A 23,918-nucleotide genomic window follows, 5' to 3' on the forward strand; every position below is an offset into this window, starting at 1 on the left:
ATGCTCATCGGATTTTTGCATCTATAAAAGATCGGTCAACCGATCGCTAAAATATTTCTTAACTGATCGGCATTAGGCTTAAAGCCGTTTTATTAAAAACAGCCTGAACGCAGTAAACATAACGTTCAGGCTGTTAGTTTTTTCGATTTACACCGCTTTCACTGAATAGATAAGCGCTGTTTCTGGGAAGAGCACGGGTAACTGCATGCCGTACTTCATTAGCACCTCACCAGTAAAAACCTTTCCATCTAGCTGTTGTAAGATAGAGGGCGTGTACTCTTTGAGTACCTCAGGCCACACTCTTTCAACCGCATATTGCTTATTGGCATCTAGCCCAGCAAAGTAGAAGCGAGTAGGGGTAGTACGACGGGTTTCTTGTACACTGTTATAAGCAAAAACACCTTCCTCTTTATTCTTAGACACATAACCAAACTTAACGTTGAGGCCATCGTCATCCATGCGGAACAAGTCGCCGCTATGAGTAAGGGGACGTATGCGCTTATAAAGTGAAATGGCGTCGGTAAGTACGCTTTCTTCGTGCTCAGTCAGTTCACGAGGGTCCATTTCAATACCCATGTGGCCAAACATTGCGACAGCAGAACGAATTTCGATGGGTAAGTGTCTACCGGTAATGTGGCAGTCACGTGGGCCTACATGGGCACCCATTACCTCTGAGGGGAAAAAGAATGAGCAGCCACGCTGAATATACAGCCTATCTAAGGCATCGTTTGAATCTGAGGTCCAAAAGCGATCAGTATGAGGAAGTATGCCTAAGTCGATACGTCCACCGCCCGAGCAGCAGCTCTCAATTTCAAGCCCTGGGTGTGCGCCCTTTACGCGGTCGATTAGCGCATATAGCGCTGCCATTTGGCCATGCATGGCAGGCTTGCCGTGCAGATTACCAGGGTGATTAACGTCGCGGTTCATATCCCATTTAATGTAGCTAATTTTAGGGTAGGCGGCGAGTATATCGGTAATCACCTTATACAGATATTCAACAACGTCGGTGTTGGTCAGATCAAGTACATACTGATTTCTAAACGGCACGTGAGGATTGTTTTCACTTTGCAGTGCCCATTCAGGATGATTGCGATACAGGTCACTATCTGGGTTCACCATTTCAGGTTCAAACCAAATGCCAAACTCCATTCCCAACCCCGTTACGTGGTCTATTAACCCGTCAAGCCCCTCTGGATAAATCTCTTCATCTACAAACCAGTCGCCAAGGCCTGCTTTGTCATGACGTCGGCCCTTGAACCAGCCGTCATCAAGCACAAAACGCTCAATCCCCAACGGCGCCACCTTGTCAGCAAGGGCTTTTAAGGTTGCTTCGTCGTGGTCGAAATAAATGCCTTCCCACGTGTTGTAATGCACAGGGCGAGGCTTAGACTCAGCGCTGTGCTGCAAAATATTGCTACGTATATATTGATGAAACTGCTGTGAAAGAGAGGAGAAACCATCACTGCCAAAGCCGGTGTACAAAACGGGGGTGGTATAGCTTTCACCTTCACAAAGTACGACTTCACCTGGGAACAATAATTCGCCAAACTGGACATAGCTTCTACCATCTGCCATAAGCTCTGCACGCAATTTGTGATTGGCTGATGCACCTAAGTGGTAGCCGTAACATTCACCCTGCAATTCCCCCGTGCCTTGAGGGTAGGCAATTAAACCTGGGAAGGTGTCGTGGGAGGTTTTACCGCGGCGGTTTTCTCTCACGTAACTGCCAAAAAAGAGGTCGTGATCGCTTGTTTGAAATTCTGCTGACCATCTACCTTCAAAGGTTTTAATTTTATTAACCAAAGTTGGAAGCGGCAGGCTTGCAGCATTTAAATAGCCAAGGTGAAGCGCTGTGTCACCCGTATTTTCTATACGCGAGCAAAAAGACGCTACGGTAGTATTGGCGTCTAAACTCACCGTTGTAACTAGTCGCATGCCTCTACGTTGGTCTTCACCAACAAATTCTACTGACGTGCCGTTCTGTTTTGTTTCTACAAGGCTAAAGCCGGCAGACCATTGGTCTTTATCGCCAGACACTTCAAGGCCTGGTTGTCCGGTCCATCCTTCACCATGAGTAGGCACCAAGCTGATAGGAGGCTCGATAACCGGTGCACACTTGGCTTCTTGACGGGTGTTTAAAATACTGAGCATTTCAGGCGTGGTGGAATCGCTGAGTGGGGCGCCGTAATAGATGACTTTTGGCATACGGCCTTGGCAGTCAAAGATGAGCGTTGTGAACTCATTACATAATCTTACGAATGAAGGTGAAGAAGACATATAAACCTCGGCGTTAAAAATAGGTTGAACACAGATGCTGGCGGATTAGCTATCCATTGTGCGAAAAAGAGAGCGAAATAGTACGTGGCAGTAACGTCAATCCAGCGCAAAAGTTCTCTAGCAACAACAAAGCATAGTTAATGCATCGCTTGATAAACAAAAGAGGGTACGCAGCGTACCCTCTTAAAAGATACTTACAGAAAAGCTAGGCGTTTTTGTTTTCAACAGTGCTTTGATTTTCAATAGTGCTTGCTTCAAAAGGACTATCGCTATTTAGCGCCATTGAAAATTCCGCTTTTTGTCTAAAGATGACCCTGTTCACAATGAGTGCGAATGACACACAGCCTATAAGCGTTGCAAACATAAGGTGGATATAATGCAAGCCAAATGGTGCGTAAAACGGCGATGCTTCAAAACTGACAAATGCATAAAAAGAAACGCCAAAGGTAACAGCGCCAATAGCAGCAAACGCATGAACGTTTCTAAACAAGAGACCAACAATGAACACAGAAAGGATTGGCATACTTAATAGACCATAAAGTTTCTGTACTAGATTGATAATACTGTCGGCCTGCTGATAAACAGGGATCAGCGCTAATGAAATTAAACACAGTAATACAGTAACGTAACCGCTTAATTTAGGTACGTTAGGCGTTTTGTTAACGTAACTCTCATGAATATCGCAAACATAAAGCGCAGTGGCTGAGTTCAGGTTGCTGTTAAAGGTAGTCAGTACTGCCGCTGCCATTGCCGCAGCAAATACACCGGATAACCAGTCTGGAAGAACGGTTGCTACAATCTTGCCGTAGGCACTATCGCCAATGTCGCCGAACAACTTGTAAGACACTATGCCAGGAATCACGATGATTGCAGGAACAATTAATAAACGAATGCCTGCTGCTGCGAATACACCTTTTTGCGCCTCTTTTAACGATGGCGCGGCCATCGCTCGTTGCGTAATTACCTGATTCGTACCCCAGTAAAACATCTGAATAAAAATCATGCCCGTTAGCAGGGTGTGCCATGGAATAGGGGAGTCATTATCGCCGATAAGCGTAAGGCGTTCTTGTGGAATACCGTCAAAGTTGTAATCAATGGCTTGTAACGCGAGAATCAAAACAATTACCGCCATGGTCAGCAGCAGAACACCGGAGTAAGTATCTGAAACGGCAACAGCTCGTAGGCCGCCAAAGATGGCATACAGTGCGCCAACAACCACAAAGATAACCGCGATATACATCAATGGTAGCTCTACATTAAACATTGATTGCATAAATAGGGAGCCAGAATAAATGACCGCTGGACAAAAGATAAGTGCGCTGCCCGCAAAAAATAATACGCTGATCACTGCACGAATGTGCTTATCGTTATACCGAAGCTCTAGCAATTCGGTAGTCGTAGTGCATTTAAACTTGTAGTAAACAGGAAGAAACACTTTTGCCAATACAAATAAACCAACCACCGCAGAAAACTCCCACAGCGAGAGAAGCGCCATTTGGTTTCCGTTCATACCAACAAGTTGATCGGTACTTAAGTTTGTTAACGTAATACTGCCCGCTATGAAATACCAGGCTAATCCGCCACCGGCAAGAAAGAACTCACGGTTTTGGTTTTGCGCATTTCTATTTTGTCCACGACAACTCAAATACGTTAAAAAACCAATTAGCGCGGTAACGAACACAAAAACAGACACTTGAATCGTGCTGGAAAACATTCACGTACTCCTAGAAAAATTACGGTTTGCTAATCTCGAACTTCACATTGCTTATGAGGCGAGTAGGGAATTTTGTGTTGTGGAGCCTAATAACACGGTTTATTTGAAACACTGAGCCCAGAATATTAAATAGAACTGAGAGCAACCCTTTCTTATTGAGAGCAGAGAGCGTTTCTGGTGAGAGCTGTTGGAGCCGTTCTTCGTTAAGCATGGCTAGGCCGCCAACGCGCTGCTGCGTTTTATCTGCATATTCAATCAGTAAGTCGGTAGGTTGAATAAGCGCTAACTCAGCAAGCTCACTTAACAAGGATGCAGTTTGCTGCATTGCATCAACGCGCTCTTTAAGCAGTTTTTGTTTATTATCTAAATAAGCAGTTGGACGACCACTTGATAAGAACAAGGCGTCTCCACTGTCTTTTTCAGTATTGTTTTTCGCAACTGCCGGTGAATCCATATCCAACAAGGTTTCGGGAGTCGTGGGGTTGCTTTCAAAACTCAAGGTGAAGGGCAAGGTACGCAAACTTATCGGTGTAACGTGCGCAAGCCATGTGCCTTGAGTTTCAAACACGTTTTCTTTCGGCGCAAAGCCGCAAAGTGCTGAAATAGTCCAGCGCTGCTGATTACTCACTTTACTGAAAAAAAGTGGGTATTCACTAGAGGCTTGAACCGCTTCTTTAATCTCTATATTAACTAAGTGGAAGTTAGCAAATGTCTTGGCTAACTTGTCTTCGTCGACACGAACATCGCTGTGTTTATCAGCAGTTAAAACTTCAAAATTTGGCATTCTTATTCTCTTTTAGCTAGCTAACCACTGCTCTATGTAGTCTCTATGATTCGGTAAGCTACTCAGTTTTTGCTGTGTTATCAGTTGATTCTGTTTCATGACTTTGTCAGCTAAGTCCCGTTCGGTATAAAAATGCGACTGCAGTGAGAAATCAGGTGAGAAGCCCATTCCATAAAGCACGTACTGATAGCTTGCAGCGGGAAATAGTTCTATTGCTGCTGAAAAATCAGCTATTTGCGGCCCACGATACTTCCAAATTTCGAGATCTTCTTTCAACGAATCAGGAATTGACGCAATGTCTCGATTGGCTTGCCAGTATGGCTCGTTACGTTGGTTGAAAATGTAGTGCAGCTTTAAAAAGTCGATAATACGTTGCCATCTGTACTGCATTTGTTTGTTAAAGCGCTGGCTAATTATTGGCATTGCTGAAGCTGGCGTCGGCATTTGCTCGGCAATATACCTCGCTGAGATTTCTATTAGCATAAGTGCTGTGGCTTCTAGAGGCTCAACAAAGCCAGCGGACAAACCAATACCGATACAATTACCTTTCCAAATTCTCTTTTTATAACCTGAGTCAAACCGAATAACACGTGCATTTAGCTTGCCCTTTTCATCACCCACATAGCGACGGAGCAACTCTTCAGCCCGCCCATCATCGGTAAAGTCAGTGGAGTAAACGTGACCCACGCCTCTTCGAGAAGAGAGGCCAATATCCCATATCCACCCGGCTTCCTGAGCGGTAGCTTGCGTGTATGGCTTAATCTCAAAGTCATCTTCGTAAGGTACATGTAGCGCGATTGCAGAGTTGTTAAACAGTACATCGTTTGCAGACACTACGGGCTCTTGAAGTGCTTCGCCTAGCAGCATAGAGCGAAAACCAGAGCAGTCTACGAAGAGGTCTGCATGAAGCGTGCTGTTGTCATCCAGCGTAATACTTTCTATATGCTCTGACGAGGTCGCCGACACTTGCTCAACGGTGGCAACTTTATGCTGCACGCCCAACTCTTCTTTGCAAAAAGACTTTAGCATGTCGGCAAATGCACCTGCGTCTAGGTGGTAGGCGTAGTTTGATTGTGCGCTACTGTATTCTTCTTCATTCAGCGTACGCGGCGCCATATTCTGCTCGCATACGTGCTGCTGGAAGTTGGTAGTATTAGCAAAGTCGGCAATGTTATTAATATAAGGTGCCATTTCAACACGGCCATACCCTAGCGGTACGGTGAAGGGATGATAATAAAAGTCGCCATTGCCATTTACCCAGTTAACAAATTTGCCGCCTTGTTTAAATGCTGCAGAGCATCGCTTGAATACTTCTTTTTCTGACAACCCTATGTCTTTCAACGTATTTCGCATGGTAGGCCAAGTGCCTTCGCCAACGCCTACGGTAGGAATATCGCTAGACTCAACTAGGGTGATGTCTAAACCACACTGACCTTTCGCCACTTTGTGTTTTGCCGCAACAATGGCTGCAGTTAGCCAACCTGCAGTGCCACCGCCAACAATGACAATACGTTGTTTGGATGATGTGTTGGTCGAAAAATTCATGAGAGATTACTGCCAATTTGTTTTGCTACATTTATTCATAAACTTATTCATTTTCCAATAAGCTTGTGAATAAAAGGCAGGGTTTTCACCCTGCCAAAACACACACTATTAGAATGAGCCTCGAATACCTACTGCGTAACGAGAGCCATTATCTTCAATTGAATAAATTTGATCTGGGAAGCGACCAACTTGAGTAAGTTCTTCCTCAGTCACGTTGATACCTTCAAAGAATACTGAGAAGTTTTCATTGATGTCGTAGCTAGCACTCACATCCCACTGACCGTAAGTTTCAGTAGTCACCGGCTCGCCAGTAGCACCGCCAACAGACGTGTTATCAAGTGCAAACAAGAATGACTCTCTGTTGTTGAATGCAACACGGGCTTGGAACGCGTCACGCTCATAGAACACAATGAGGTTTTGCGAATCACCAAGGCCTGGTAAGGCAAACGTTTGTGCAGTGTCGCCACTAACACCTATATCACTGTTTACTACCGTCGCGTTCGCAGTAACACCGAAACCGTTATCCCAAATGTGAGTTAGCGCAATTTCGTAACCGTTAACTGTTGCTGTTTCACCGTTTTGAGGACGAGTAACGGTATAAACCTCACTCTCGCCGTTCAATTCTTCAGTCTCTGCAACCACATCGCGGTCAGGGTTTTGCGCGTCTAACGATAAACCTTCAGCACAGTTTGCTTCTGCACAACGGTAACCATTAGCAGCGCTTCTATCAGTCATTGAATAAATTTCATCACCCGATAGCGTTACGATAAAGTTTTGAACGTCTTTGCTGAAGAATGCAAAAGAGAAAACTGAATCGTCACTGTAATACCATTCAAACGATAAATCCCAGTTCTCTGCTTCAAAAGGTTGCAGTCCAGGGTTACCGCCACTCGCCTGTAGATTCTGTCTACGCGGCTCGTTAAATGTTGTCGCTGGCGACATCTGTGCCATTGTTGGACGAGTTAGTGAGTCGTAGCGAGAGAAGCGAACCAACATATCTTCCTGCACTTCTAACTTCACGTTCAAGCTAGGTAGCAAGTTTGAGTACGACGAGGTACCGGTAATGTCATTAGCCGGAGCAAATCGATTCGCAAACAATGTTAAATCGGTGGTAGGTACAACATCCGAGATGAACGCTTGTACTGCTGATACTGCAACGTCGGTTTCTTCGTAGCGAGCACCGAAGTTCATAGTAAGCGGCATATCGCCAATGTCATAGCCGAACTCAAATTGTGCGTAAAGCGCCGTTACGTCTTCTTCAATGTTGTAGTAGTTTGGCTGTAATGTTGGGATTACTGGCGCACCTTGTGATGCTAAAAAGTCAAGGTATGCATCACCATCGTAGGTGTACCATGTATCAATTAGTCCGCTGAAGAAGTTTTGAGCCGTAAACGGACGGATGTTTAATTCATCAACTGGCGCAGGTGTCGCGTAACCACAGAATGCGCATTGTGAACCAAATTCTTGGTAAACATACTTCTCACGCTCAGATAATAAAATACCGAAGTCAGCTTTGCGGAACACATCTGAGTCAGAAATATAGGTGAAGTCTGCTTTGTATTCAGTCACTTCATCTTCAGTCGCTTGGGTATTCCCTAAGTCATTGTAGTGAAGACGGTTAAGAGAAATGTCAGGTAGTTGGCCATTACCAAAACCATCGTGTGCAACCGTTGGCGTACTGCCAGTTCCGTCAAACGAGTAGTTGTTAATAATACCTACAACGTTAAAACGGCCTTCGCCTGCAATGTCGTTTTCAGTTGTTGAATTAGAGATATCGAAGGTTGCTGATAATGCATCACTTACCTGCCATTCAACGTTGATACCGAAGCCTTCAGTAGTCACATCACGAACGCCACGGCTTGATGACACAAAGTCAGACGCTGGGTTACCGCTACCTTGGTGTAAGTCAATTTCTTGAGTGAACTGTATCGCAGTTCCATTATCAGAGATTTGTGCAGAGCCTACGCGATCAGGCTCAAACCATGATGCTAAATCTGTCACTTGTGAGTCTACTTCGAACTTAGACACAAAGCCGTCTAGTGTAATTGTTACGTCATCTGAAGGCGCGTATTGCGCAACAAGTGAAACGTTAGTACGTGTTCTGTCTTGCTGATCAACAAGCTGATCCCAGTTTCGAGGAAGGTATACGTTATCCGCAATAATGCCATCGTTTCTGTTAGACAGAGTAAGACCTGGACGCCAGCCTGCCGTTTGAATACGGTTTATCTGAACTTGGCGTTCTTGATGTGAAGCGGCAAGAAGTACACCAAATTTGTCATCAGCAAAAGTGTTGCTAACTAAAAACGAGGCTTGTGGCGAGGTTTCTTCAGAAAGGCTTTCGTACATGCCTTTCACCATACCAACCGCTTGGAAACCATCGTAGTTGAATGGACGAGCAGTAGAGATATTTATTGTTGAGCCGATACCACCAGATTGTAGGTTGGCAACAGCACTTTTATAAATACTTGCGCCCGTAATTTGATCAGCAGCAAGAATATCAAAGTTAAAGGCACGACCAGCTGCATCGGTTGCTAGCTGACGACCATTCACTAAAACTGTATTGAACTGTGGGCCAAAACCACGAACTGTTACTTGTTGGCCTTCACCACCGTTTCTGTCTATCGACACACCAGTGATACGTTGCAATGACTCTGCAACGTTAAGGTCTGGAAATTTGCCTAAGTCTTCGGCAGCAATGCCATCGGAAACGGCTAGGTTTTCTTTCTTGTCGGCCATTGCGCGTTTTAAACTGCTAACAATGCCGCGCACTTCAATAATTTCAACGGGTGCATCTTTTACATTTTGTGACGCAGAATCTTGCGCCAACACGATGGGCGAATGCAGGGCAGCAGCGATAGCAACACCCAATAGGGAGCGTTTTGCCATTGGGCTGAATTGTGATGTGTTTGTTTTATGTGTCACTGTGTTTTCTCCGTGAGTAGGCTACGTATTAACGTATTTTTCACTCAAATTACGTTTTAGTGCGCGCCTTTCGAGCTTGTTAACATTACTTTTACACATTGAGTGCTATATTTTTCTAATTTTAATTTTGTAACATTATGAAAAATATACGCTAATTTTTACAAGGTAATAGGTGAAACGTTTACCTTGTTTTCAATACTAGCACAAAAAGACAATGTAATTACAATGTTATAAAAACTTTTTTTGTATAAAAAAAGGACATCTTATTACAACGCTTTATTAACATTTGGAAAAATAAGGAGTTTTAGTTACAGCGAATTCGCTCTACAGCTTCTTTCCAACCACCATAGGCTTGATCCCGTTCTGCTTTCGATAAACGAGGGGTAAATACTCTGTCGCTTTTCCAGCACTGGGTTAAGTCATCGATGGAGTCAAAAATACCGTGTTGCAAACCAGCAAGGAACGCGGCGCCTAGTGCCGTAGTTTCAGTGACCTCGGGTCTTTCAACTTCTGCACCTAGCACGTCAGAAAGAAAGCCCATTACCCAATCGTTTTGAGACATACCGCCATCTACGCGAATGTTGGTAGGCCGCGCGCCATCACTTTCCATGGCTTTTTGAAGATCTTTGGTTTGATAGCAAACCGATTGCAAGCCTGCTGCGACAATTTCACTGATACCCGTATCTCGAGTAAGACCCAAAATTGCGCCTCGGGCATCCGGATCCCAATAGGGAGCGCCTAATCCAGTAAAGGCGGGTACTAAGAACACGCCGTTGTCTTGTCTTGCACGTTGCGCTAATGCCTCAGATTCTGCGGCATCGCCAATCAGCTTGAGGCCATCTCGTAGCCACTGAACTGTGGCTCCGGCCATAAAAATACTGCCCTCTAGTGCATAAGTGGTTTCACCATTAATGCGATACCCAACTGTAGTAAGCAGTCTGTTTTTAGACTGAAGGGGAGTGTTTCCTGTATTGAGGATCATGAAGCAACCTGTGCCGTAGGTGCTTTTCGCCATCCCCTTTTTAAAGCATGCCTGCCCTACAAGCGCCGCTTGCTGATCGCCGGCTACACCTTGTATAGGAATGGCTTTTCCTAAAATTTCCTCGTTTATTACGCCGTAGTCAGCGGCGCAATCCATTACCTCTGGTAACATGCTGCTAGGAATATTAAAGCGCTCTAGTAAACGTTTATCCCATTGCTGCTTATTAATATCAAATAGCATTGTGCGAGAGGCATTAGTGGCATCAGTCTTATGCGACTGACCATCGGTTAATCGCCATATCAAGTAGCTGTCTACCGTGCCAAACAACAAGTCTCCGTTTTCAGCCTGTTCTCTTGCACCTTCTACGTTGTCTAAAATCCACGCCACTTTTGTGGCTGAAAAATAGGGGTCTAATAGAAGCCCTGTGGTGGAGTTGATATAAGAGACAAACTCCTCATCAGTGCTTAAGTCTCGGCATTGCTGAGCGGTGCGTCGGTCTTGCCATACAATGGCGGGGTATACCGTTTTACCTGTCGACTTGTTCCACACTAATGTGGTTTCACGTTGGTTGGTAATGCCAATTGAGGCAATATCCGATGGCGCAAGTGAGCACTTTTTAAAAACATCTTTAAGAGTAAATAGAACGCTTTCCCAAATTTCCTCTGGTTCGTGTTCTACCCAGCCGTCTTTAGGATACTTTTGCGAAAACTCTTGTTGTGCGACAGCTTCAATCTTGCCACTAGAAGAAAAAATAATACTGCGAGAACTGGTTGTGCCTTGATCAATGGCAAGAAGATACTGACTCATGCTGTCACCTTTGAAAATAATTTTCATAGAGTTTGCATCATTTACTTCTATTTAACAATGCTGTGTTTTCGAAAACGAACATTGTGATGTTCGAACGAACGTATGAACTTACATTGGAACCACGTATACTATTAAGGTGGCATGTACAGGTAACAGTAGGGTGACCTACTTTAGGGAGCATAATGAACCAAACACAACGACACGAAAAAATAATCGCGCTAATAAAACAACACGGTTTTATGTCTATTGATGATTTAGTGTCTACCTGTGCCGTTACGCCTCAAACTATTAGACGAGATTTGAATCAGCTTGCTCACACGGGTGTGATCAGTCGTTATCACGGTGGCGCTGGATTAAATCGCAGCTGGGAAAATACGCCCTATCAAGAACGCAAGACTCAAAATAGCGATGTAAAAGAAAAAATTGCCGACGCAGTCGCTGCTATGATCCCAGATGGGGCGTCTTTATTTATCAATATAGGAACGACGACAGAGTTAATTGCCACTAAGTTACTCAACCACAGCAATTTACACGTTGTCACCAATAACATTCACGTTGCCACAATTTTATCTGCAAAAGAGGACTTTTCAGTCATTATTGCTGCTGGTGAAGTACGCTATCGAGATGGCGGTATCATTGGTGAGGCTACCTGCGATTTTATCAGCCAGTTTAGAATGGACTATGGCATTATCGGTATCAGCGGAATTAGCGCTGATGGCGCTTTGCTCGACTTCGACTTTCGTGAAGTAAAAGTATCTCAGGCCATTTTAGAGCATACTCAGCACGTTATTTTAGCCGCTGATTACAGTAAGTTTGAGCGCCGCGCTATGGTTGAGCAGGGTCATATCTCTCAAGTTGACTGCTTGGTTTGCGACCAAGCACCACCGCCAGCGATTAAAAAAATCATAGAAGAAAATAACATCAAATTTGTGAAAGCATAACTATCGAGCTATTGCCTTTTCATCCTGTACCACTCTCATTATTAGCAGTGAATAAATTCACACTGGTTCATCTACTTTTTCTTTTAATGTTCGTTTATGTTCGTTTTGTGTTGACATGATTTCTTTTTGGTTGTCAAATGAGCACATAGGCGATTCGTTCTTAAAGGGTAAGTGATGAGCAAGAGTAAAGAAGACAGTAACATTGTTGATGTATTAGTAGTTGGCGGGGGCGTAAACGGCGTTGGTGTTGCACTAGATGCAGCGGGTCGTGGGCTGTCAGTCACCTTATGCGAAAAAGGTGACCTTGCAGGCGCAACGTCTTCGTCTAGCAGTAAACTGGTACACGGTGGTCTTCGCTATCTTGAGCATTATGAATTTCGCCTTGTAAAAGAGGCGCTTGCAGAGCGCGAAGTACTACTTCAAAAAGCGCCCCATATAATGTGGCCATTGCGCTTTCGCTTGCCCCATCAAAAGCATTTACGCCCAGCGTGGATGATAAGAATCGGGCTTTTCCTTTACGACTCTCTTGCCAAACGTAACTTACTCGCCCGCTCTAAAAAGCTTAAAACATCAAGCGAAGGGCCGTTAGTCAAAGATATTTCTACGTGTTTTGAATATTCAGACGGTTGGGTGGACGATGCGCGCTTAGTGGTGTTAAACGCTATAGCAGCGCAAGATCAAGGCGCTACCATACACACGCGCACTGAGTGTGTGAGTGCTCAGAAAGAGGGGGCATTGTGGAACGTTGTTTTACGCAACGAACAAGGTAAAACGTTTACCGTGAAAGCGAAGTCGATTGTTAATGCAGCAGGGCCTTGGGCGGTATCGTTCCTCGACAGATTGGTGGATATTAAAAACCCTAACGCAATGCGCATGGTCAAAGGCAGTCATTTTGTTGTGCCTAAACTATACGACACCGATGAAGCCTATATTCTCCAAAACAAAGACGGTCGCATTGTTTTTGTTATTCCTTACGAAGAAGACTTCTCATTAGTAGGCACTACTGATGAAGATTTTCAAGGAAACCCATTAGATGCGGCGATTTCACAGGAAGAAACCGACTACCTAGTGGATGTAGTGAACACCTACTTTAAAACAAAAATTACTACCGACAATATTGTTCACAGCTACAGTGGCGTTCGTCCGTTGTTAGAGGAAAAAAATGCATCGGCGCAAGAGCTTACCCGAGATTATAAAGTTGAGCTTAAAGGTGAAGCAGGCGAACCTGTTTTACTCAACATATTCGGTGGCAAGATAACCACGTATAGAAAATTAGCTGAACACGCGGTAGATAAGCTGGTGTCTTGTTTTCCGCGAGCGAAAAAAGCGTGGACAAAAGAAGTACCTCTTCCTGGCGGCGCATTTTCTGATAAAGTCTCGCTGAAGAGCGAGCTGCAATCTAGCTATCCTTGGTTGTCAGCTTCGGTAATCGAGCGTTATGTCCGTCAATACGGACTGCTTTGTCACAAGTTCCTGACAGGCGTTTCGAATGTCGATGGCTTGGGTCAAGATTTTGGTGCACAGCTATATCAAGCTGAAGTAGATTATTTGATAAGTTTCGAATGGGCGCAAACCGTGGAAGACGTGTTGTGGCGTCGTACAAAGCACGGTTTGCGTCTTAGTGATGCACAAAAGCAGGTATTGTCTCACTACATCGAGGGGAAAGTAACATCACTGCAGCAGCGCAGTGAAATGCGAGAAATCGCGTGATTTAGTTTTAAATAAGGTTCAAATCAGGTTCAGATTTGATGCAGTCTAGGCCGAGCTTAGGTCCAAAGCAGACTAAGCTCAGGCCCCGTATCGATAAAGTTTCTACCTCGCTCAGACAGAACCTCGCTCTCAATCACTTTATCTTTTGGCTTAAGCGGCCGATAATCGTTTAAATAAGCAAATTGTAATTTGCGGGCATAAGATGGTTATTGGGCTAGAAAAATGAAAAAGCGACAAGATAATTCGCGTTCAACCGCATTCAAACTATTAACGGTAGTGGTATTTATTGGTGTATTGGTTTTTTTTATAAACAACCTGTATACCGGTGAGCCCGATACCACGCTAACGGCATTTTCAAAGCAAGCGCAAAAGTTTGAGCGCCACACCATCTCTTCTCACTATCAATGGCGAGTTCGCCAACCTACCTCCATGATAATGCTTATACACTTTGATGACACTGGCAGTGAAATAGACAGAAAGCCTGTCAGAATGAATCATAAAGGGTGGCCATCAGCACAGGACAGCGACGAGGGATGCGCAACTGTGTGGACATCGTTGGTGGGAAGTCCACTCAGGGTGGATGGCTTTAATGTAAAGGCGCGCTTTTACTCCACGGCTTCAAATGATGAAGCAGTTAGAAGAAATGATAACGAGTATTGGTGCCGTTATAGTATAAGTAAAGGTGGTGAATTCGATTACTTTCCAGGGTTGGGCAAAGTAACACAACCTCAACTTTAGGATAATAATAAATAGCGCATCTATTTGTTATTCATACATAATTAGTCTACTTTCTTTAAGTGCCTGTATACCTTGTCATTGTCGTGCGCTATGGTGGCAAAATGCTTGTGGGACCATTTACGTATAAGAAGGTATATGCTAACTCGATTCTTCTCTTCAGCAACAAAAAGCCATACTCATTTAGTGGGTATGTCTATTAGTGCATCTGCGCTTCATGTTGTTGCCATTGATATATCGGGAGATACGCCTTCACTGCATTCCTCTACATCACACCCGCTCGAAAAGGGAATGGCAATAGGTGAGCAGCTCAGTAAGTACCTTACCTCCTTTGACAAGCTTCATTGCCACGTGGCCATCGCGATAGAGCAAGACGCCTACCAGTTAGTACAGACCGATAAACCCGATGTGCCAGATGAAGATATACGCACTGCATTGCCATGGACTATCAGTGAGATGGTACCCTTTGATGCATCGAATATGGTGCTTGATTACATAGACTACCCTGCTGCCTCAAGAGGCGGGAAGAAAAAGGTAAATGTCTTTGTAGCAGAAAGAGCGCCTATGGCTGATATTGTATCCACATTAACTAAGCTAAAGGCGAAAGTGCTTACTCATATTCATGTGAAAGAAGTACTCGCTACATCTATGATGCCCGATGATGAATATGCCCGTTTGTTAATAATACAAGAGCCCGACAGTGAACCCTTTTTGCTGATTGTTCGCTCCCAAGTCATTTGGCTTGCAAGGCGACTTCGAGGTTTTGTAGATAAAATGCAGGGGCAGACAGACATGACGCAATTTAGCGATGCGTTAGGGTTGGAAATTCAGCGCTCAATGGATTTTTATGAATCACAACTTAAGCAGCCTCCGCTAAAAGAGGTGCTGTTTAAAACCCAATTCGATTGTGCGCCAGTTATTGAGCAATTAAAACCTTTCCAGCCAGCCGCAATGGCGCCATTTAAAACCGATTTGTTATTTTCCGATGTGGTGCATTCAGATAATCATTTCGCTTTGGCCAGTGCATTAGACTTGTTGGGTGAACGTCAATGAAACAGAGCGTTAACCTTTATCACCCCTCGCTGCTGCCAAGCAAAGAGCGCTTGCCGCTTAGCACCGTACTGTGGGTGAACGGCATTGCGTTATTGTTACTCTCAGTACTCACTGTTGGTATGGGCCAGTTTATAGCGCTTAAGCAACGAAAATCAGATGACGTTGCTGCGTCAGTCAAAGCCATTGATAAGGATATCAATACGCTAACAGATAAGTTAGCGGCCAAGCGAGATACTCAATCTTTGCAAAAAGACCTAGATGCACTGCGCGTGAAAGTTAAAAACCGCGAGCAGCTGCTTGACTATATGCAAACCGGAGAGTTGTCTTTGCGCACAACGCAATATCAAAATGTAATGGATGACTTGGCAAATTTTCATAATCCGAATCTCTGGCTCACGTCGATCACCATCACACGTGATGAGCTTCGTTTAACGGGTAATACGATAAAGCCGTCAGCTATTCCCCAGTGGTTACAGAAACTGCAGGGTTCAACTTTCTTTAAGGGCAAAACGTTCTCCACGGTAAAATTTGAGAATGAGAGTGACGATAGCGACGTAAAAACATTTACCCTTTCAACTGACTTTGATGGAGAGGCTGATGACACAGTGGCAAAAGCTCTCTAGCGCTTACGCTCAACTTCAGTTAAGAGAGAAGCAGCTCATTTTTTGGGTTGGCTTAGCCCTTATTGTGTATTTATTTTTTTGGTTTGGCATTTCCCCTCAATTAGACAAACTTGCCCGTTTAGACAAAGACCTTGTGCGCAAAGAGAGTCAGCTTAGTGCGCGGGTTATTCAAAAGGATGCTCTAAATCAAGCGCTTTCTATGGATTACGCGGCAAGAACAAAGCGTGAAATAGATATTGAAAACAAGAAGCTTCTCGAATTAGATACCCAATTATCCGCGTTAAACGATGGCTTTGTTGCTGCGGATAAAATGCCTGAGTTGCTCATCACCTTACTCAATGAGCAAGGCAACGTGAGAATGGTGGAATTTAATGTGGCGCCGAGGCAAACCGTGCAGTTTGGTGATGGGGAATTACAAAGCGCGGCGTTATTTAGGCATAACATGACGCTGAAAATAGAGGGTAGCTTTTTTAACTTGCGAGACTATTTGGCGAGAATTCAGGCATCTGATGAAAAAGTGGTTGTCACTAAATTCCGCTACACTGTAGAGGAATACCCTAACGCTATCCTCACATTACATTTGGCAACGGTAAGTAATAATGAAACCTTCATTTCTTTGTAAAATCTGGCTGCTGATGGTGTTAGCTGCCGTATTTTCAATGCCAGCTGCTAGCCAAGTTGACCCTACTAAACCTGCCATTTCTGGGGTGTCACAAAGAGCAACAAATGATGAGCAAGATGGAGCGCTTAGGCTTCAGTCAATTTTAAAGCGACAAGACAGTTTTACCGCCGTGATTTCCGGTCGGTCTTATCGTGAAGGTGATTCAGTGGGCGACCATCGCATCGTTAAAATTAATCCCAAAGATGTGGTTCTTGATGACGGACGACAGATAATGACGTTGAAAATGTATTCCTATGAAATTAAAAAATAACTTAGCTTCAACAGCAACATTACTTTTACTTGCTCTTGTTATCGCTGGCTGCCAAACCTACGGAGTGGGCGATGAAGTTAAGCCGCACATTCGCGACGAGCTAAGCGCTTCAAATAAGAGTGCTCAACCTGATGCCACAAAAAGCGCTTCAACTAGGCGAATGTCTCCCTCGCAGCTTAACAATGAGTTACTCGCTGGCGTAGAGCAATTTCAACTATTACCTGCTGTATCGCAGCAAAATACATTCGATGTTTCGGCAAATGCTATTGAAGTCCGTCCGTTTTTTGATGCCTTAGTGACTAACACGCCCTACAGCGTGGCGGTTCACCCTGACGTGTCGGGTCAAATAAGTCTTACGCTAAAAGAGGTTGCGCTAAGCGAAGTCTTGAAAATTGTTTCAAGAATGTACCCACTGGATGTGTTTTTAGAAGGAAAAGTTATACAGGTTATGCCTGCGCAACTTAAAACCGAATCAATTCCCGTTAATTTCCTAATGATTAAACGCTTTGGCGTATCAAATGTGAGCGTTATCGCCGGTGGTGTAAGCGAGCAAGATCAAAATAACGGCAACCAGAATAATGGCGGTTTAAACGGCATTAACGGCAACAATAATATTGGCGGTAATGGTCAAGCCGGAATGATGGGACAAAATGGGATGGCTGGAAATAATATTCAGCAGCTCAATGGCTCGAATATTCAGACCACCAGTGAAAACGACTTCTGGAAAGACTTAAAAGAGGCCCTTAAAGTGCTGGTAACGCCGACAGACGGGCGTCACGTTGTGGTGTCTCCTCAAGCTGGCTTGGTCACTATCAAAGCGCTGCCTAGCGAGATTGCGGTGGTGAAAGATTTCCTCATGCAAAGCCAGGAAAGTCTGCAGCGACAGGTTGTGCTAGAGGCAAGAATAATTGAAGTTACCCTAAACGATGGTTATCAGCAGGGCGTGCGATGGGATCGTATAGCGAGCGGCCTAACGGGAAGTCTTAATTTTAGTCTTAGTGGCGGCAGCGTTGCCACAAATTTTGCTGCAAATACCGCGGCGGGTATTAACCCAGCCATTAATGCAGTAAATGGTATTGGCAATAGTATTTCTACTGACATCGGCGGTGTATCTACCCTGCGTATTGCTCGCGGCGACTTCGACGGCGTGATTAATATGCTGCAAACCCAAGGTGATGTGCAAATGCTCAGTAACCCCAGGGTGACGGTAACCAACAATCAAAAGGCCGTCATTAAGGTAGGACAAGATGAGTATTTTGTTACCGATGTATCTACCAGTGAAGACTTAAACGCTACCGGGACGCAAAATGAAAACGATATCGAACTTACCCCGTTCTTTTCAGGTATTGCGTTAGACGTTACACCGCAAATAGATAAAAGCGGTTCGGTTATTTTACATGTTCACCCCTCGGTAACAGAGACGGCAGAACAAACGAAAGTTATTCAAGTAGGCGACCAGCAAATTCAGCTGCCCCTGGCACAAAGTAATATTAGAGAGTCAGACACAGTGATCCGAGCCCGCGACGGCGAGATTGTGGTTATTGGCGGTCTTATGGAAACAGTAACCAACGAGAAAGAGTCTAAAACGCCATTTTTAGGAGATATTCCCGTGTTGGGCAATATGTTTAAAAATATTGCTAAAACGCAGACTAAGCGAGAGCTCGTTATTCTTCTTCGCCCTTCCGTTGTGCAGCCTGACTCATGGGAAAAGCAGCGAATGCGCACTCAGTCTTTATTAGATAAGTGGTATCAAAACTAGCTATGTATAAGGACTTTTTTCACTTCAACGAAATGCCGTTTTCGCTTACGCCGAATACCGATTTTTTTTGTGCGTTAGCACCGCACAATGAAGCGTTAAAAGTTATCCTTACCGCGCTAAGCATGTCCGAAGGTTTTATAAAAGTGACTGGCGAAGTTGGGACGGGAAAAACGTTGCTTTGCCGCAAACTTATCAATCATTTATCAGACCGATTTGTAGCGTGTTATTTGCCAAATCCGTACTTGTCTCCTGACGAATTACGCATCGCTTTTGCCAAAGAGTTGGGAATTAAAACGGGTAAGACGAAAGAGCGGGTTAACCTGCACAACAATATTGAAGAAAAGCTGTTGAGCCTAAAAGCCGAAGGGCGTCAGGCAATTCTTATTATTGATGAAGCACAGGCGTTAAGCTGGGATTCGCTGGAAATACTTCGACTGTTTAGCAATTTAGAAACTGAGAAAAGCAAGCTGCTTCAAATCGTACTCTTTGGCCAGCCAGAATTAAATGACAATCTTGACAACCAAAGAGTGAGGCAGATTCGCCAAAGAATTACCTTTTCTTACTCGCTAAGAAAAATGACTCGCACTGAAGTAGACTATTACATTGGACACCGATTAGTGACAGCCGGCGGTGATGAAGGGCTGATCCCTCGTTATTTGCGTCCTTTCATTGCGTTTACCAGCTCAGGTACCCCGAGATTAGTGAATATTGTATGTCATAAACTCCTTCTCTCTGTATATGGAGAAGGAAAGACGGCGGCAACATGTAAACATTTGGTCAGCGCTATTTTGGACACTGAAGACTGCAGGCGACGGGTGCTGCCTCAAAAGCGTTTATTTTTTCTCTCTCTTGCGCTCGTTGCAGCGCTGGGCACTTGGCAAATGACGCTAGGTGGCTTATGAGTATTTTAAACAACACGTTAAAGTCGCTTGACGATAGAAATCAAGAAAGTGATTTTGGTTTACCGCCCACTGTACAGCTTCGTAAGTCTTTTTCTATACGCAAAGTATTCGCGCTAATTGCCGTGCTAGTTTTGGTGGTGTGGTCGGCACTTTACTTTATAGGTGATAAGCCAGAGAGCTCGCAAAATTCAACAATTTCCAAAGAGCCTTCTGCAAACGCTTCTGAAACGCCCTCCAAAATCGCTTCTGAAGCTCTTCCCCAAACGGCTTATGACACGTCCGACTCGTCGCCGAGTGAAGGCATGCAGAGCGTGCCTTTGTCTGATAAGGACAGAGCATTACTAGCCCAATCTACGCCCGTCGTTGAGCAAGTGTTTGAGCAAGAGTCTGAGCAAGTGTTTGAACAAGTGCCTGATCAGTTAGAACAAGACGCTTTAGAAGAAAGCCAAGCAGAGCAGTCAGCCTTTGATGATGAGGCCGAATACAGAAAGGCTAGAGAGGCGGCGATTCAAGAAGAAAGGCTAAAAGAGGCCGCTACCCAAGCTACGGCGAGTGTAACAGGTATAAAAACTGCCACTGCTGACAACAATGCGGATGATAGAGACGCTGTTGAGAATATTATTGCTGATAGAAAGAGAACGACAACAAACAGCACGGTAGTAAACAGCACACCCGCAATAACACCTAAAACTCAGAAACAGCAGAGTGCGGTTCACTTAGACGCCGGTTTAAACGCTTATCAATTTGGTATGTTTGAAGATGCCGAACAGAATTTTCTACTGGCACTTCAGGTTGAGCCTAAAAACCATGAGGCCCGCAAGCAACTTGCCGCTTTATACTTCGGACAAAATAATATTCCAATGGCGCTGTCTGTTTTATCAAAGGGTGTGAGCATTGAGCCTCAAAACCTAATGTGGCGAGAGCTAATGGGTAAAATTCTTATCGCAAAAAGTCGCTTCGAAGAAGCGTTAAGCGTTATGCCTGAAGCATTTAATCAACAGGCGGTAAAAGAGCAGCGCAGCGACTATCTCATTATTATGGGTACTGCCGCTCAAGCAATCAATAAGCCGGAGGTTGCGATATCAGCATTCTCTGCCATGACGGTCTTACAGCCACAAAATGGAAAGTGGTGGTTGGCCTTAGGGGTTAATTATGACCAGCTAGGGCAAGACGATGAGGCCATTAAGGCGTTTGAAGCCGCACTCGCCCAAGGAGGCGTTTCTCCTGCATCTAAGCAGTATGTCATCGAAAGGTTGAATGCATTAAAGGAGGTACGTTAATGCAACCACGGTTAAAAATGCGATTAGGTGACTTACTTGTTCATGAAAATATCATCACAAGCGAGCAGCTTAACCAAGCACTGTCAGCACAGCGAAGTACAGGGCGTAAACTGGGCGACACATTAATCGATCTCAATTTTATTGGCGAGCCACAGTTATTACGCTTTTTAGCGCAGCAGCTAAATGTACCGTTTTTAGATATTTCCCACCGCCAAATTACGCCGGAACATGCTCAGCTTTTACCGGAAACCTACGCTCGGCGGTATCGCGCGCTGGTACTTGAAGTAGACGATAAAACCGTATTGCTCGGTATGAGCGATCCTACTGATTTAGGCGGGCTTGATCAGTTAATGCCCCTATTCGAGCCACGTACTGTAGAGCTGGCTATTGTGCAAGACAATCAAATTGTTGAGGCATTCGACTCGGTTTACCGTCGTACGCAGGATATCGCTTCATTTGCAGAAAAGCTTCATGAAGAATACGAGGACGATGTTGAATTTGAGCTATCTGCGTTAGATGACAATACGTCAGACGCTACGGTGGTTAAATTACTGCATTCTATTTTTGAAGATGCAGTACAGGTGCGGGCGTCAGATATTCACATAGAGCCGGATGAAAATATATTGCGCATTCGCCAGCGCGTAGATGGTGTGCTGCAAGAGAACACCTTAGATCAGGTGAAGATTGCGTCGGCGCTCGTTCTGCGTTTAAAGCTGATGTCAGGTTTAGATATTTCAGAGAAGCGTATACCTCAGGACGGCCGTTTTAATATTAAGGTAAAGGGTCACACCATAGACGTGAGACTCTCAACCATGCCGGTGAGTAACGGCGAATCGGTAGTAATGCGTTTATTAGATCAATCCGCAGGGTTACTTACCCTTGATCAAACCGGTATGCCCGACGCAATGGTGCGCAAATTCCGCGCTGCCATACATCGCCCTCACGGGATGATTTTGGTCACAGGTCCAACAGGGTCCGGTAAAACAACCACTTTGTACGGCGCCTTAAGCGAACTGAACAAACCTGATTTAAAGATTATTACTGTCGAAGACCCCATTGAATACAGGCTGCCTCGAATAAACCAGGTACAGACTAACGCCAAAATAGGGTTGGATTTTGCCTCTATTTTACGGACTACGTTACGTCAAGACCCAGACGTTATCATGGTAGGAGAAATGCGCGACCAAGAAACCGTGGAGATAGGCTTGCGGGGCGCACTAACTGGCCACTTAGTGTTAAGTACGCTGCACACCAATGATGCAGTAACCAGCGCTATTCGTCTTATCGATATGGGGGCGGCGCCATATCTTGTGGCTACCTCGCTAAGAGGCATTGTGGCACAGCGATTAGTAAGGCGTATATGCGAAAACTGCAAAACCACCAGCGCCCCGAGTGTTCAAGAGCAAGCATGGGTTCGCTTCTTAATGCCTGAACTTGAAAACGCCACCTTTTACAAAGGAACCGGATGTAACACCTGTAATCATACGGGGTACAAAGGCCGTATTGGTGTATTTGAAATGCTGGAAATGAATGAAGATATGATGGAGTCGCTGCGGGAAAATAACACCCAGGGCTTTGTTGATGCCACAAAAGCGAATAAAGATTTCACACCGCTTTCTCATATGGCCCTCGATTATGCCGCACAGGGTAAAACGTCTCTTGATGAAGTGTTTAAAGTGGCGGAGTTCGTGCCAGAGGTAATTAATCACTAATGCCACAGTTTGAATATGCTGGTAAATCTGCACAAGGTAAACCTATGAAAGGTTTTATCGAAGCTGCCTCTCAACAAGGGGCGGCGCAGGCATTACTGGCGAAAAGAATTGTGCCGTTGACCATACAAGAATCGAAAAAACAGCCATCTAACTCTGGGCTTAATGTTGATGTAAGTGCTTGGTTTGAATCAAAGATTGGCCTTGATGAGATGATTATTTTCTCTCGTCAAATGTACTCTTTGTTAAAAGCGGGTATCCCTATTATTCGAGCCATAAGAGGGTTGTCTGAAAACGCATCGCACAAGCGTTTTCAAGCAGTATTAAAAGACATTGCGGAACAGCTTGAACAAGGAAGAAGCCTGTCATCAGCCATGTCCAAATATGAAAACATTTTTTCCAGGTTGTCTATTTCCGTTGTGGTAGTAGGGGAGAACACCGGTAAGTTAGACGATGTGTTTTTGCAGTTGGCCCTTTACTTTGAAAGAGAGCAGGAAACACGTAAGCGTATAAAATCAGCTCTGCGGTATCCCACCTTTGTGATTATCGCGTTGGTTATCGCCATGTTTATACTTAACCTGTTTGTGGTTCCCGTTTTTACGCAAATGTTCGCACGGTTTAATACTGAGCTGCCGTTGATGACGCGAATACTAATCGGTACTTCTGATTTGTTTGTTAACTACTGGTGGGTGATGCTGGCGGCCCTTGTTGGTGGAATAATTGCGGTGAAACAGTACCTTAATTCGACTAATGGACGGTTGAAATGGGACAAATTTAAACTAAAGTTGCCTATTGTTGGTGGCATTATTGAGCGATCATTGTTGTCACGTTACAGCAGAAGTTTTTCGATGATTTTGCGTGCAGGTGTACCACTAACCTCCGGTTTATCGTTAACCGCAGATGCTGTTGATAATGCTTATATGCGTACTCGTATTATCGAAATGCGAAAAGGCATCGAGAAAGGCGAGAGTCTGCTGCGGGTTTCTAAATCGAGTGAGCTGTTTTCAAATTTAGTACTGCAGATGGTGGCAGTAGGTGAGGAAACCGGTCGTCTAGAGCCGCTTCTTGATGAAAGCGCAGACTATTACGAGCGTGAGGTAGATTTTGATTTAAAAAGCCTCACCGCAAAAATTGAACCTATACTTATAGGGTTCGTTGCGGTGATGGTGTTAGTGCTAGCACTAGGTATTTTTACCCCAATGTGGGACATGATGTCAGCGGTAAAAGGCGGCTAACGTGATGA

Annotated in this window: 18 protein-coding genes; 12 read left to right on the forward strand and 6 right to left on the reverse strand. The window is 44.6% G+C overall.

All coding sequences use genetic code 11. The features are described 5' to 3' along the window. Positions 1 to 147 precede the first annotated feature (147 nt). The 6 genes from JV36_RS0108945 to glpK form a co-directional block, all read right to left on the reverse strand. Positions 148 to 2,277, reverse strand: coding sequence for an alpha-galactosidase (locus JV36_RS0108945; RefSeq protein WP_032094789.1), 2,130 nt, complete (start codon positions 2,275 to 2,277; stop codon positions 148 to 150). A gap of 205 nt (positions 2,278 to 2,482) precedes the next feature. Next, complete coding sequence (locus tag JV36_RS0108950) at positions 2,483 to 3,991, reverse strand: SLC5 family protein (RefSeq protein ID WP_032094790.1); 1,509 nt, start codon at positions 3,989 to 3,991, stop codon at positions 2,483 to 2,485. Positions 3,992 to 4,010: 19 nt separating this feature from the next. Continuing rightward, positions 4,011 to 4,775, reverse strand: coding sequence for a SapC family protein (locus JV36_RS0108955; RefSeq protein ID WP_032094791.1), 765 nt, complete (start codon positions 4,773 to 4,775; stop codon positions 4,011 to 4,013). Between the two features lie 12 nt (positions 4,776 to 4,787). Next, a complete protein-coding gene (locus JV36_RS0108960; RefSeq protein ID WP_032094792.1) occupies positions 4,788 to 6,320 on the reverse strand; it encodes a tryptophan halogenase family protein in 1,533 nt (510 codons plus the stop codon). A 108-nt stretch (positions 6,321 to 6,428) separates the two neighbouring features. Beyond that, complete coding sequence (locus JV36_RS0108965) at positions 6,429 to 9,206, reverse strand: TonB-dependent receptor (RefSeq protein ID WP_032094831.1); 2,778 nt, start codon at positions 9,204 to 9,206, stop codon at positions 6,429 to 6,431. 340 nt (positions 9,207 to 9,546) lie between these two features. Further along, the gene (gene glpK / locus JV36_RS0108970; RefSeq protein ID WP_032094832.1) at positions 9,547 to 11,031 is read right to left on the reverse strand and encodes a glycerol kinase GlpK; all 1,485 of its coding nucleotides are present in this window, start codon (positions 11,029 to 11,031) and stop codon (positions 9,547 to 9,549) included. Between the two features lie 182 nt (positions 11,032 to 11,213). Here glpK and JV36_RS0108975 point away from each other — a divergent pair, with 182 nt between their 5' ends. From JV36_RS0108975 to JV36_RS0109030, 12 genes are all read left to right on the forward strand, one after another. Beyond that, a complete protein-coding gene (locus JV36_RS0108975; protein ID WP_032094793.1) occupies positions 11,214 to 11,972 on the forward strand; it encodes a DeoR/GlpR family transcriptional regulator in 759 nt (252 codons plus the stop codon). Positions 11,973 to 12,146: 174 nt separating this feature from the next. Further along, positions 12,147 to 13,682: a glycerol-3-phosphate dehydrogenase gene (gene glpD / locus JV36_RS0108980; protein ID WP_032094794.1), complete on the forward strand. Its 1,536-nt coding sequence runs from the start codon at positions 12,147 to 12,149 to the stop codon at positions 13,680 to 13,682. A 222-nt stretch (positions 13,683 to 13,904) separates the two neighbouring features. Beyond that, positions 13,905 to 14,420: a hypothetical protein gene (locus JV36_RS0108985; protein ID WP_032094795.1), complete on the forward strand. Its 516-nt coding sequence runs from the start codon at positions 13,905 to 13,907 to the stop codon at positions 14,418 to 14,420. 135 nt (positions 14,421 to 14,555) lie between these two features. Next, entirely contained in the window at positions 14,556 to 15,470 is a 915-nt protein-coding gene (locus tag JV36_RS0108990; RefSeq protein WP_032094796.1) for a hypothetical protein, read from the forward strand. Then, positions 15,467 to 16,093 (forward strand): PilN domain-containing protein, encoded by a 627-nt coding sequence (locus JV36_RS0108995; protein ID WP_032094797.1) that lies wholly within the window; start codon positions 15,467 to 15,469, stop codon positions 16,091 to 16,093. Before JV36_RS0108990 ends, JV36_RS0108995 begins: the two co-directional genes overlap by 4 nt. Beyond that, positions 16,068 to 16,715 carry a type II secretion system protein GspM gene (gene gspM, locus JV36_RS0109000; RefSeq protein ID WP_032094798.1) on the forward strand — a complete coding sequence of 216 codons (648 nt, stop codon included), beginning with the start codon at positions 16,068 to 16,070 and terminating at the stop codon, positions 16,713 to 16,715. Before JV36_RS0108995 ends, gspM begins: the two co-directional genes overlap by 26 nt. Then, positions 16,693 to 17,025, forward strand: coding sequence for a hypothetical protein (locus tag JV36_RS0109005; protein ID WP_032094799.1), 333 nt, complete (start codon positions 16,693 to 16,695; stop codon positions 17,023 to 17,025). Before gspM ends, JV36_RS0109005 begins: the two co-directional genes overlap by 23 nt. Beyond that, positions 17,009 to 18,784, forward strand: coding sequence for a pilus (MSHA type) biogenesis protein MshL (gene mshL, locus JV36_RS0109010; RefSeq protein ID WP_032094800.1), 1,776 nt, complete (start codon positions 17,009 to 17,011; stop codon positions 18,782 to 18,784). Before JV36_RS0109005 ends, mshL begins: the two co-directional genes overlap by 17 nt. A 2-nt stretch (positions 18,785 to 18,786) precedes the next feature. Then, positions 18,787 to 19,686 (forward strand): ExeA family protein, encoded by a 900-nt coding sequence (locus JV36_RS0109015; protein ID WP_032094801.1) that lies wholly within the window; start codon positions 18,787 to 18,789, stop codon positions 19,684 to 19,686. Beyond that, positions 19,683 to 20,966, forward strand: coding sequence for a tetratricopeptide repeat protein (locus tag JV36_RS0109020; protein ID WP_032094802.1), 1,284 nt, complete (start codon positions 19,683 to 19,685; stop codon positions 20,964 to 20,966). Before JV36_RS0109015 ends, JV36_RS0109020 begins: the two co-directional genes overlap by 4 nt. Next, positions 20,966 to 22,678, forward strand: a complete 1,713-nt coding sequence (locus JV36_RS0109025) for a GspE/PulE family protein (RefSeq protein WP_032094803.1) — start codon at positions 20,966 to 20,968, stop codon at positions 22,676 to 22,678. Before JV36_RS0109020 ends, JV36_RS0109025 begins: the two co-directional genes overlap by 1 nt. Next, a complete protein-coding gene (locus tag JV36_RS0109030; RefSeq protein WP_032094804.1) occupies positions 22,678 to 23,910 on the forward strand; it encodes a type II secretion system F family protein in 1,233 nt (410 codons plus the stop codon). Before JV36_RS0109025 ends, JV36_RS0109030 begins: the two co-directional genes overlap by 1 nt. Positions 23,911 to 23,918: the final 8 nt, after the last annotated feature.

It is taken from the genome of Alteromonas sp. LOR, from assembly GCF_000753865.1.
In the GTDB taxonomy this organism is placed as follows: Bacteria; Pseudomonadota; Gammaproteobacteria; order Enterobacterales; family Alteromonadaceae; genus Alteromonas.

Bases quoted from the DNA above. Each gene is read 5' to 3' on its own strand.
- JV36_RS0108945 (WP_032094789.1), bottom strand. From the start codon at position 2,277: ATGTCTTCTTCACCTTCATTCGTAAGATTATGTAATGAGTTCACAACG.
- JV36_RS0108950 (WP_032094790.1), bottom strand. From the start codon at position 3,991: ATGTTTTCCAGCACGATTCAAGTGTCTGTTTTTGTGTTCGTTACCGCG.
- JV36_RS0108955 (WP_032094791.1), bottom strand. From the start codon at position 4,775: ATGCCAAATTTTGAAGTTTTAACTGCTGATAAACACAGCGATGTTCGT.
- JV36_RS0108960 (WP_032094792.1), bottom strand. From the start codon at position 6,320: ATGAATTTTTCGACCAACACATCATCCAAACAACGTATTGTCATTGTT.
- JV36_RS0108965 (WP_032094831.1), bottom strand. From the start codon at position 9,206: ATGGCAAAACGCTCCCTATTGGGTGTTGCTATCGCTGCTGCCCTGCAT.
- glpK (WP_032094832.1), bottom strand. From the start codon at position 11,031: ATGAGTCAGTATCTTCTTGCCATTGATCAAGGCACAACCAGTTCTCGC.
- JV36_RS0108975 (WP_032094793.1), top strand. From the start codon at position 11,214: ATGAACCAAACACAACGACACGAAAAAATAATCGCGCTAATAAAACAA.
- glpD (WP_032094794.1), top strand. From the start codon at position 12,147: ATGAGCAAGAGTAAAGAAGACAGTAACATTGTTGATGTATTAGTAGTT.
- JV36_RS0108985 (WP_032094795.1), top strand. From the start codon at position 13,905: ATGAAAAAGCGACAAGATAATTCGCGTTCAACCGCATTCAAACTATTA.
- JV36_RS0108990 (WP_032094796.1), top strand. From the start codon at position 14,556: ATGCTAACTCGATTCTTCTCTTCAGCAACAAAAAGCCATACTCATTTA.
- JV36_RS0108995 (WP_032094797.1), top strand. From the start codon at position 15,467: ATGAAACAGAGCGTTAACCTTTATCACCCCTCGCTGCTGCCAAGCAAA.
- gspM (WP_032094798.1), top strand. From the start codon at position 16,068: ATGACACAGTGGCAAAAGCTCTCTAGCGCTTACGCTCAACTTCAGTTA.
- JV36_RS0109005 (WP_032094799.1), top strand. From the start codon at position 16,693: ATGAAACCTTCATTTCTTTGTAAAATCTGGCTGCTGATGGTGTTAGCT.
- mshL (WP_032094800.1), top strand. From the start codon at position 17,009: ATGAAATTAAAAAATAACTTAGCTTCAACAGCAACATTACTTTTACTT.
- JV36_RS0109015 (WP_032094801.1), top strand. From the start codon at position 18,787: ATGTATAAGGACTTTTTTCACTTCAACGAAATGCCGTTTTCGCTTACG.
- JV36_RS0109020 (WP_032094802.1), top strand. From the start codon at position 19,683: ATGAGTATTTTAAACAACACGTTAAAGTCGCTTGACGATAGAAATCAA.
- JV36_RS0109025 (WP_032094803.1), top strand. From the start codon at position 20,966: ATGCAACCACGGTTAAAAATGCGATTAGGTGACTTACTTGTTCATGAA.
- JV36_RS0109030 (WP_032094804.1), top strand. From the start codon at position 22,678: ATGCCACAGTTTGAATATGCTGGTAAATCTGCACAAGGTAAACCTATG.